Source organism: Acidicapsa acidisoli (assembly GCF_025685625.1).
GTDB classification, from domain to species: domain Bacteria; phylum Acidobacteriota; class Terriglobia; order Terriglobales; family Acidobacteriaceae; genus Acidicapsa; species Acidicapsa acidisoli.
In genome coordinates this window covers 297044-308422 of the sequence record NZ_JAGSYI010000002.1, presented here as the reverse complement: position 1 = coordinate 308422, position 11379 = coordinate 297044, and the positions used below count along the sequence as shown (strand labels likewise).

Here is an 11379-nt window from a genome sequence, read left to right as displayed (position 1 = left end):
ATTGCCCTTTAACGCCGCTGGTCTTTGCGTTCCGTATCAAACATTCCTCCGCTTATCTGACTGTTGTCTGGGGAGCCGCCTGGAATTTCTCCAAATGAGCCTTTGCCAAATCAGGCTCTTTCAACCTCATATAGAGTTTTGCCAGGAGATAATGAATCTGGGCATCTCGGATGCTGAGCTCTGGTAGAGTCAGGGCTCGTTCCGCTTCGACTACGGCATTCTTGAGATCGCCCTCTTCATCTAATTCCTTTGCCAATTCGTAGTGGGCTTCGCGGGAATCGGGATCGTCCTCAATGGCTCGTCGAATTTTTCCAATACCGTCCTGGGTTCGGCCCAGCGCAAGCAGGAATCTCCCGTACGCAACGAGGATCAATGCGCTTTGCGGCGATTTCTCCGGAGAGAGATTCTCGGCCTGCTGGTAGAGCTCCGACGCTTGAGCTGTATCTCCCATAGCTTCGTGGGTCATTGCAAGATAGAACGCGGGTAGAGGACTTTTGGGAGAGAGCGTTTGGGCCGTCTGAAGCGGTGAAATCGCTAATTTGAAATCATTCTGATTGTAGTAAAACAACCCGAGAAAGAATTGCGCCTCTTCCGATGTTGGATCAGCCGTAATGGCCGTGATGAGACAGCTCTTGGCAACATCTGGACTGTGCGCAAACTGGGCCAGCCGGGCCTTGAGGACCAACGCTGGAACCATGTACGGGCTCTCATGCAGAGCTATGTTGACTTCGCTGACAGCCTCGGAGAATTTCCGCTCGGCAAAATCCTGCTTTGCTCTCTCGTAATGTTGCACTGGGCTGACTGCAAGCGGGCCGGCTGCGAGCTGGAATGCGAGAAGCCAGATCATAGAAGCTTGCCTCCCGGCGACAGAGAGTAGTACTTGCCAGCGCGCACATGCTCGAATCGGTCCATGCGCCCGATCGCCTTGGGCCACTGAACCTGAATCCAGTCGGCATATTCCGCCGGCCCCAGCCCCAACACATCGCGAGGATCACAGGAAGAGAGATAGCTTCCGCCGCCTCGCTTGAAAATACAGTGCTCGACATCATTGGCCGACCAGGTGATCTTGGCGCCAACCGCTAGTCCGGTAAGATTCAGACCGATCCAATGATTCGCATTGCGAACGATGTTATGAAGGATCAGGGGAGCCCCGCCATTGATGCCGACAACCACATCCACGCGCCCGTCATTATCGAGATCGCCAACGGCAAGTCCCCGTGCGGGATACGACTCTTTGAAGGCTGGACCTCCCGCAGCACTGACATTATCAAACCCATTGCCATTGTTGTGAAAGAGCAGGAGAGGTTCGCGATACCGCACGGTGTGGTTGATCGATTCGATTAGATCATCGGGGTGCCCATTAGCCAAAATCAGATCCGGCCTGCCATCGAGATCGAAATCGACAAAGCGACAGCCCCAGCCCGAATCCATCACTGTCGCCATTCCAATTCCCGTCGGCCCGGCTACATCCTGAAATGTACTGTCTCCGGCATTGCGGTACAAGGAATAGCGTTCGCGGTTGATGTTCGCAACAAAAAGATCTTGCCGCCCATCTCCATTGAAGTCGATCGCATCTACGCCCATGCCAGAGCGGGCCGCCCCATCCGCGCTATATGCCACTCCAGCCTGGAAGCCAATTTCTTCAAATTTACCGCCTCCCTTGTTCAAGTACAGGAAGTTGGAAACGGAATCATTGGCGACAAACAAATCCATCAGGCCGTCGTTGTTGATGTCCGTCGCGACAACGCCAAAGGCCTTCCCAAGATACCGCCCAATCCCCGAAGAGGCGCTCATGTCGGTAAAGGTTCCGTTGCCGTTGTTTTTATAGAGACGGCTCGGCCATGGTTCATAGGTCTTGGGATAACAATAATGGCGAACTCCGTTTGCGCTGCAATCACGTTCCAGTGACTTGTTGTACTTTGCGAAGTGGCAGACAAACAGGTCCAGCTGGCCACTATTGTCAGAATCAAACCAGACGGCGCTGGTGAACAGGCCCGGATCATCCAGGCCGGCAACTTTGGTCACATCCGTAAAGGTTCCATCGTGGTTGTTGTGATAGAGAATCAGCCGCCCATACGTTGTTACCAGAAGATCGGTCCAACCGTCGCCGTCGTAGTCGGCGGCGGCAACTCCGATGCCGAAATCTCTTCCCGCCACGCCTGCCTTTTCCGTTACATCGGTAAAGGTGCCGTCCCGGTTGTTGTGGTACAAAGCATTGCGCAGCGGCTTTGGTGGCTGAAAGAAATCCGCCGGACCGCTGTTCACAAAATACAGATCCATCCAACCGTCGTTGTCGTAGTCGAAGATGGCTACTCCGGGACCCATGGATTCGGGTAAGTAGCGGGTGGTCGAGAGTGCATTATCGTGCTTCCAGGTGATTCCCGTTTTCTGGGCTGTGCAGGTCTCAAAATACTGGGTCTCGAAATATTGCTCGGGAGCCTTCTCGGAATCGATCCTGGCATTCTGGAAGGAATTCAGCAATATCGGCAATGCCCGGGCGTTCAAAGTTCCTGCGCTTAGCGCCGCCAAGCCTGTCACAAAGTCACGCCGCGTAATTGCCAATTTCATTCCTTCCTAAGATACAGCCGTCACACCGGGAGTCGCCTGCGCTGTCCGCCAAGATTACGTCTATTGCAAGTTAACAGGCCAGATGAATTCATCTGGCCTGTTGGTTGGATTTCAACTGAGTTGGCGCTTAGAACTGAATTCTCGCGACAAACTCACCACTTCTCGGAGCGAAGTTTCCACCCGCGCCGGAGATGCTGTTCCCCAGGTAACCGAAGCCGTTGGCAATGCTTCCGTCGCTGTTATATTGAGCCGCCTGTGCAAAGTTTCCCGTATTGTTCAGGCCGGGATATGCCCAGCGGTTGAAGACATTGAAGAAATCCGCGCGGAGCGAGAATTTCACGCCCTCCTTGAACGTGAAGCCCTTTCCTACGCCCAACTGTTCCGAGGGATATCTCGGGCCACGGTAATCGCCGAAGTACGGCTTGGAGGTGGAGTAAGTCCCCGGGGTCGGGTTTGTCCACGCGGCGGGGTTGAGAAAGAACGTGGTGTAGGGATCAACATTGTGGCTGTTAAGACCGTGCAGGAAGAGCTTCTGGCCCGGAACGCGATTCGCAAAAACACCATTTCCATTGTTACTCGACGTAAACGTTACAGAACTCAGAGTAAATGGCGTCTGCGCATTGGGTACTTGAATCGGAAAACCGCTCTGGTAGTGGAAGATGCCGTCGGTTGTCCAGCCCGTAAGCAAGGCAGCCTTCCAGCCGTTTTGCGCAAAGCCGAATCTCGGTACCTCATAGTTGAAGTAGAAGTTGATCATCTGCGGTTGGTCGATGGCCAAATAGGTTTTTTGGCTCTTGGGTGACTTGGTGGGATCCTGTATCGGTATCGCCGTGGTGTAAGTTCCAGTGCTGGAGACTGTTCCCAGATCCTTCGACAAGGAGTAACCGAGGCCGCCCGACAGTCCTTTGCTGATCCGCTTGGTGACCTTGACTTGAAGCGCGTCGTACCAGGTATTGCCATCGCGCTCGTATTGGTCGCCTATATTGCCAAATTGCGGAAATGGCCGTAACGCCTGAGCCAAGGTCTGACCGGACGGGAAGCCGACGTAAGGAGCCTTGAATCCTCTCGCCGCCACGGCAGGAGACGAGATCGACGACGTTAGAAGTTGTTGGTCGGCCGGGTTGGTAACGTCCAAACCGTATTTCGCAATGGTAGATACAGGGAGTTGGTTGACCACGAACAGCCCGTCAGATTCAAGCCAGACACCACGGTTATCGATGAAAGATGCCTCAACCGACAGATCCTTGGCGATCTCACGCTCAAAGCCAACGGTGGTTTGCAGAAAACGCGCCGGGCGGCCGTTGTTTGCGACAGTAAAATTCGGGGGTGATTGGATCGAACCCGGACCCGGATAAGCGCCAGGATCGAAGTTGGTGGCCGTCAGAGCCTGTGCCGAGTACGGTATACCATTGGAAAACTGGCCGGCGGCGAGGCCATACGAGGGGCTGTTCAGGAACTCCTGATTGAAACCAAATCCCTGGTTGCTGTAGTTGATTTCGTTCATGAAGAGTTGCTGGCCGGAGTAAAGTCCGGAGCCCACATGGAGCACGGTCTTTGCATCCAGTTGGTAATTGAGGCCGAGGCGAGGCTGAATCATCCAGGGATAGAACTTCTCGTAAATGCAGTTGCAACGCCCAGGCCCGTATCCCTCGTATTCTGTTCCTCCCAACAGGCCGCCAGCAGACGGATTCGCGACGGTCGGGCTAAATTGGGTTTCCCGGTTGTACTCTTCGTGCTGCATCTGTTCGAAATCCCAACGCAGTCCATAGTTCACCGTGAGTTTGTGCGTGACCTTCCAGGTATCCGTCGCGTAAATCCCGGACTCTTTGCGGTGAAACCATTGAATGTTATCGTTGCCGATACTTGCGTTGTTTAATAGGCCAAGAGCGAAACTTGCGAAACCATCGCCGAGGCTGGCGCCATTTGGGAAGTTGCCCTGAGTGGACGGCAGAGACGTCTGAGAGCTATTGAAGCCGTAATTTCCGGCCGACAGGTCGTTGTGAGTGCCAAACCTCTGATGACGAAGGTCGCCGCCAAATCTGAACGTATGAGCGCCGCGGACCCAAGTCGCGGATTCGGTGTAATACTCGTTGTGGTCGATAAACGGAGCGTTGTTATTTCCCAACTGAGGAACGTTCTGACGGTTGGTGGTGAGTCCGTAGATGATCGGGAAGGTGTTAGCGGCGCCGCCAGGCATATTTGCCGCCGTGTTAAGCCCAAGAGTCGAGGCCTTGAAGTTTTGCACGAACGCATCCTGCGCGGCATTGTGGCTCGTATAGTCGAATCCGCTGTGGAGCACAAGTCTCGGCGTGGCCGTAAAGTCCAGATTGAAATACGCCTGCGGGGCCGGGGTTGTGTTCCACCGGGTCTGGGCTGCCTCGCCGTTAATGCCGTCAGCAGCGTTGTCCTTGTTGGACTGCTCGGCGATGTAATAACCCGACATATGCCATTTCTCGCCGATCGTGTGATCGATCTTGATGCTCGTCAGGTACTGGTATTTGTTGTTAGGCTGCAGATTCGGGTAGTTGTTGTTCAGCGCGTTGGCCGTGGAACCCGATGGAGTTGGAATGAAGGGAAGAACCGCCTGTGCCACTGGATCCCAGGTGCTGGGGGCGCCGATGAAATTGTTCTGGAACGGATTGCGAACCGTCGTGCCATCCGGGCACGTCGAAGTCGACTTCGGGTTGTATACCGCGCCATTGATCAGCTGCCGGCCCAGGCAATCCACCATCGGCTGTCCATTGGAACCGATAATGGGACCCTGTAGGAGAGAACTCAGATCGCCATTGCGATAGGCCATCGTGGGGACGGTAATGGTTCCCAGGTTGAGCGTCTGTGTGTTGTGGTACTCCTCGTAAGCGAAGAAGAAGAAGGTCTTGTTGTGGCCGTTGTAGAGGTGAGGAATCACCACCGGTCCACCCAGAGAGCCGCCAAAATCAAGCTGCCGCTGCACGGGGTTAGCCTTTTCCCAGGGGTTCGAGGGGTCGTGGTTTGTGTAGTTGAAGGGCTGTCCGGCGTCCAGGTCCTCATTCTCAAGGTAGTTGAAGGCCGTCCCGTGCAGCCTGTTGCTGCCGGATTTCGAGGTGTAGCTGAATATTCCGCCCGCGGACTGACCAAATTCCGCCGAATAGTTGTTCACCAGGAGGGATTGTGAGGCGAGTGATTCGACCGAGGGCTGATTTTCATCGGAGATAGCGCCCTTGACTGCTGAGGTGTCGTCCAGGCCGTCCATAAGGACGCGGTACGTGGTTGCCGGAGAGCCGCTGATGTGGATATCGTTCCAGCCGCCCACGATAGTTCCCGGCGCCAACGCGGCAAAACTCATCGGGTCGCGGACAGATCCGATGCCGGCGACGTTGAACGGAAGCTCATTCATGTCCTTCGTGGAGACTTCGATATTGTTCTGAGGGCTGTCGGTTTGGAGCAGAGGGGCATCCTCCGTTACCGTAACCGTCGTCGAGCCCTGCCCAACAGACAGTTGTAGATCGACACGGGCTGTCTCTCCGACCGAAACTGTGATTCCGCTGCGGATCAGCGTCGCGAAGCCGGGTGCAACCACCGTCACCGAATAGATACCCGCGGGCAATTCCGGGACTGTGTATTCTCCCACGCCAGTTGTGACGGTGGAGTTCTGCGTACCCATCGCAGTATTGGTGACGGTTACGTTCACCCCCGTGATTCCGGAGCCTGATGGATCTGTGACTGTTCCCGATACACTACCGCGATCGCTTTGAGCGCTTGCAAACGGCCCTGCAAACCAGATCCAGATACAAAGAGCAGCGATTGCGCCGACCATCCACCGGGAGTGGCCCCGACTTGATGTTGTCCTTAGGGGATAAAGCAAAAAACTGTGTGGCGTCATCTCTTCCTCCTCAAATGTTTGAGTAAATCGCTTTTTTATGACGTTCCGGAATATGGTTTCCTTAGTCGGACAACACGTTATTCCGTTGGTAGAACGACTGACAACGTTAGGAGGGCGTTCTAACGGTTCCCGTACATGACTGAGAATAATGAGTTTGGCGTTTGAGACACGCCGTAACGGTAGGTACGGTTGTCGGCCAGTGCCAGGGCGGCTATGGCAGTTCGTTTTGCTTAGGTGGAATTCCAGAAGACTGCCTCTCCCCGGGATGTTCCTGGTTTAGAAGACAGCCGATTGCTCGCGTCAATCACTTTGTAGCGTCAACGCGATGGCCTGCCGTGACAGGCTGATTGCATTCTTCAACCGGCTCAGGTGCAAGTATTTGAGGTGGGCGTAGCGGGGCCATCTCGTCTGGCCGGTGGTTCATGCGGGTCCTGCTCAAGCGGGTTGATCGAGTATTTCGACGATCTTCAAACCCAATCGCAATTCACTCCAGCAGCCGCTCTATCCCTGCGGGTTTGCTATTTGCACCAGAGCCGCATCGAGAACAAGGAGGGATCGCTACAACGTGAGAGCAGTTGGGGAGGTCGTCTGGGCCGCGGCAGTGGCAGGCAGGGTGAACTGAAAAGTTGCGCCGCGCCCGGAAACGCCAGCTGACCACAAGCGGCCGCCATGCGATTCAATAATGGACCGGCTGATGCGAAGACCCATGCCGGTGCCGTGAGACTTGGTAGTAAAAAACGCGTCGAAGATCTGGTCCGCCTGTTCCGGCGGAAGTCCAATGCCGGTATCGCTGACGGAGACATGAAGTTGCTCATCTTCCGATCGTTGCGACTTGACGGCTATCTCACGCGTTCCGTCCACCTCCTTCATCGCGTCAATGCTATTGATAATGAGATTCATCATAACCTGTTGCAATTGCACTCGATCTGCCATGATTTCGGGAAGATCTGTCGCCAACTCCATCCGGATCGATATGTTGTATCGAATTGCCTCGCTGTAAAGGAGGGAAATCATCTCGCGAATAACGTCGTTTATATCCACTGGTTGCCATTTCAATGTGCCCTTCGTGAACTGCGAACGGATCCGGCTGACGATTTCTCCAGCCTGCTGTCCACACTTCACGATTCTCTTCGCAGCCGCGCGTGCCTGTTCGATGTCTGGATGATTGCCCGATAGCCATTGATGGCAAGCTTGAGCGTTGGTTACAGCCGCTGAGAGGGGCTGGTTTACCTCGTGCGCCAGGGATGCCGTCAACTCGCCCATCGTGGTTACCCGGCTTAAGTGCGCAAGATCATCCAAAACCTGCCGTAACCTTTCGCGCTCCTCATCGGCCCGCTTACGTTCGGTCACATCAATCGATGTGCCGACGTACTCCACCAGATCGCCGGATAAGTTGCAGACAGGATGACCTGTTGAGCGAATGTATTTGACTGCTTCGCCCGGAAGTACGATTCGAAACTCCACATCAAATTCGGAGCCTTCGGCAGGTACTTCGACATTGACTGTTCGCCGAACCCGTTCCCGATCCTCAGGATGGATGCGCTGATAGAACGCTTCGTCCGACGGAATTCCCGCTTCCGCGTCGAAGCCAAACAGGCGGTAATGTTCCTGGGACCAGTAAACTCCATGCCTGGCTGCTACGTCCCATGCCCAACTGCCGGTTCGCGTTAACCTCTGCGCGTCGGCAAGGTAGCCTTCACTCCGTCGCAGCGCCTCATCCGCCCGTTTGCGCTCGGTGATATCTGTGACTGCGCCCACATACTCGAGAGAACCTCGTTCCTGCCTGGATGGTGACCCCACAACCCGCAGATATTTCACAGATCCGTCGGGCATCCGCAGGCGGCATTCAAAATCGAAAGCTATCTTGTCGCGTGAAACACGACCGATCAACTCGCATACAGCCGATCTATCTTCGCGGTGAGTCCGTCGCAATATGTGCCGAATCGTGAGCTTTGTTGTCAGATCGTAATCAAAGATTCGAAATGTCTCTTGCGACCAGTAAATCTGGCCGTTGGCTACATCCCAGCCAAAGCTGCCGGTCTGGCTCAGTTTTTGCGCCTCCGCGAGATACGCCTCCCGCCGTTGCAACTCGCTGTAAAGGCCCTGCAGCCTTGCAATCATGTTGTTGAAGACCTTCCCAAGGCGGGCAATTTCGTCCCTTCCCACACCGGGTACTCGATAGCTGAAATCGCCTCTTGCCAGAGCCTTAGAGCCCTCCATCAATCGCCTGAGTGGATGCGTAATACTGCGTGTGATGGCCAGGCCAAGGTATGCAGCAAACAGGAGCGTAAACCCGGCCGTTACTGGCACAATCAGGAGAATGCGCCGTTGCGCCTGAGCGATATGCAATAGAGCTTGCGCCCGCTTTTCGCTGACATCGCGGTCGATGTTTTCCACCAGCACCGCAGTCCTGAAGTCGAGAGGCCGAACCTGGTTAGCCAGACGCAGGCGAACAGCTTGCCAGTCCTTCACTTCAGCCAACCCCGTGATGGCGCCGAGTTCCGCCGGCAGAGTGTCTTGAATGGCCTCCAGGTCAGGCAACAGCGTCGGATCTACCTCGACGTCGGGCGGCAAATGGCTAAGGATATTTCTGCTACGCCGACTGTCGTCAAGAAGGGCGTCGCGAAGAGACTCAGTTTCCTCCACCAGTGCGGCACTGTTTTCCGAATTCGCCAGCGCCTCCAGCCTTTCATAAAATGACATGAGGTTGGCATGTGCCTGGAGCACTGCGATCAATTCCTGGTCGACGCCGCTCAGGCGCTCCGCCTGCTCCGAGGCCTCCCGGAATTGCCAGAGCAGGACTGCGTTTCCCACCAGCATCGCGAGAATAATGAACAGAAAGCAGAGCGTTAGGCGTGGGCCGATGTTGAGCCAACGGAGGTGAGACGTTTTCTCGTCAGCTTGTTTCAGCCATTCAGCCAGTTTCGCGACCACACCAGGACTCCTGTCCATTGCCTCGAATTACAGATAGATCGCTTATACATAAACGCAATGCGGAAGGCTTCCAATCCCGTGCCGGGGACGCCTTCCGAATATACTTCCCGCAGACCACTAATCCCGTTTAGGTGGCCCCGTCCTGAAACCGGTCATTGCAACTAACTCTTTTTCCAGATCCGCAGCAGCGATCGACGGAGCCTTTTCGCGGGTCAACACCGAATGCACCGCTTGGAGGTACGCCTTGCTCACGTCTCCGTATTTCTCGCCGGCAACAACGGAGGGACGTGCTACCACATTACCGCCCTGGGGGCTCAACTTGGTTAGTTCGGGATACGGATTTAAGACTACGGGCAGTTCGAATAGCTCGGCTTCCGCGGATGGCTCGGAATGTTCGTTGGAGAGCATGAGCTTGCGATCGTGATCCAGAAGAAATCGAATGAGTTCGATCGCTTCACGGGGGTGCGCCGAGCTTTGGGAAACCGCCAGGCCATTCCCTCCCAGCGCGCTCACACGCCCAACCCTGCCGCCCGGCATGCTGGTTATGCCAAATCTTGAAGGATCGCCAGCGGCCGTATCCGAACGCGATCCCGAAAAAGGCCAGCCGTGACTGATCAAGCTATAATCCGACTGCCAGCCACGCAGAAAGGCCGCTTTGCCCGAGCCCCAGACGTTCTGCGCGTCCCACTTTCCGTAGGCCACCACACCCGGCGGCGAAATGGAACCCACCCAGTGCGCAGCGCGTTGCCATGCTCGAACCACTTGCGGGTTATTCACGCTGATCGTCTTATCATCTTCGATGATTCGTCCGCCGCCCTCGCTGATCTGCCATTCCAGGCCGCTGCAGGTCAAATCCTCATCGATGCCCCCTTGCCATACATAGCCCCAAAAGTCCTTTTGCCCCTTGGCCCGTTCGCCGGCTTGAATCCGCGTAGACATTTGCTCCAGTTCATCCCACGTTTTCGGTGGATCGCGATATCCATACTTCCGCAGCAGATCCGGACGATACAGCAAAACGCCAACGTATGCGTGATGCGGTATAGCAACCACCTTATCGCCGACGGTGTAGCTCGCCGCCACCACCGGGTTCTGCGACGCAAGCTCGGTAGCAAAATACGGCTTCAGGTCCATCAGATATTGGTTCAATATCCCTGACCAGATCACATCAATGCTGACCACGTCCGGAGCGCCCGAGCCTTGTTGAAGCAACTGGCGCCACAGAGCGAGTTGGTTAAACGAGCCATCCGGCCGGGGAATCCTCTTGATCCGGATTCCCGTTTCCCGCGTGAACTCCTGCAAATCCCGCGCCAATCCAGGCATCTTATCGGGCGTGTCCCACTCAATATCCAGAAAGGTCACAGTGACCGGTTCCCGCGGAGACTGCCGCGAACAGCCCGAACCTGATAAGAGGAGCAAAATGCCTAACACGCAGACAGTCTTCATGGAACCCACCCTCGTGGCTGAACAGGATTCTCGGTCGCAAAAACCGCGAATCCAAAATATTCCCCCATGCGTACGACTTCCTAAGCGCCCGAATGCCAATCCGTGATGCTGAGATCCGTATCTCGGAATCACGGATACTAATCGTCTCCAGCGTGAGTTTGAGCAGACTGTCCTGCCGGGTCCGTCTCACCACTTCCCTCTGGAATTCGTCGCCGGACCGCGGAACCTGTTGTTCGACGTGGAGCCCGGTACTGCCTAACCAGCCGGGAAGAAACGCAAACATCAGATAGACAATATGATACAGAAGATCGGAACTTCCAATATCCAAGCTATTACGAGACTCGGAGAAGCAGTGGAAGGCTAAACCCGAGGATTTAACCGCAAGAATCACAGGTCCGATCTCCGCCCACCAAACGGTAGCGGAAGCGGCCAACGGGAACAGCGGCATTTCACGTCGCGGAAATCCAGGCCCGTCCCCGCTGCACATTCCCAGCCTACGCCCATAACCAGCTCCAACCAAACCGGCGACGAAAGCTGCTTGGCCCTCTCGTCCCAAAGAGTCTTCACCTCAA

At 55.3% G+C, this 11379-nt stretch carries 5 protein-coding genes; all 5 read right to left on the bottom strand.

The genetic code is table 11. The annotated features are described in order from the left end of the window. Nucleotides 1-52 precede the first annotated feature (52 nt). The gene (locus OHL23_RS11310; protein WP_263351990.1) at nt 53-847 is read right to left on the bottom strand and encodes a tetratricopeptide repeat protein; all 795 of its coding nucleotides are present in this window, start codon (nt 845-847) and stop codon (nt 53-55) included. Then, entirely contained in the window at nt 844-2568 is a 1725-nt protein-coding gene (locus OHL23_RS11305) for a CRTAC1 family protein (RefSeq protein WP_263351989.1), read from the bottom strand. Before OHL23_RS11305 ends, OHL23_RS11310 begins: the two co-directional genes overlap by 4 nt. A 127-nt stretch (nt 2569-2695) precedes the next feature. Continuing rightward, nucleotides 2696-6430: a carboxypeptidase-like regulatory domain-containing protein gene (locus OHL23_RS11300; protein ID WP_263351988.1), complete on the bottom strand. Its 3735-nt coding sequence runs from the start codon at nt 6428-6430 to the stop codon at nt 2696-2698. Between the two features lie 558 nt (nt 6431-6988). Next, the gene (locus OHL23_RS11295) at nt 6989-9364 is read right to left on the bottom strand and encodes an ATP-binding protein (RefSeq protein WP_263351987.1); all 2376 of its coding nucleotides are present in this window, start codon (nt 9362-9364) and stop codon (nt 6989-6991) included. A gap of 117 nt (nt 9365-9481) precedes the next feature. Beyond that, entirely contained in the window at nt 9482-10807 is a 1326-nt protein-coding gene (locus OHL23_RS11290) for an extracellular solute-binding protein (protein ID WP_263351986.1), read from the bottom strand. Nucleotides 10808-11379 lie beyond the last annotated feature (572 nt).

Bases quoted from the DNA above. Each gene is read 5' to 3' on its own strand.
- OHL23_RS11300 (WP_263351988.1), bottom strand. From the start codon at position 6,430: ATGACGCCACACAGTTTTTTGCTTTATCCCCTAAGGACAACATCAAGT.
- OHL23_RS11310 (WP_263351990.1), bottom strand. From the start codon at position 847: ATGATCTGGCTTCTCGCATTCCAGCTCGCAGCCGGCCCGCTTGCAGTC.
- OHL23_RS11290 (WP_263351986.1), bottom strand. From the start codon at position 10,807: ATGAAGACTGTCTGCGTGTTAGGCATTTTGCTCCTCTTATCAGGTTCG.
- OHL23_RS11305 (WP_263351989.1), bottom strand. From the start codon at position 2,568: ATGAAATTGGCAATTACGCGGCGTGACTTTGTGACAGGCTTGGCGGCG.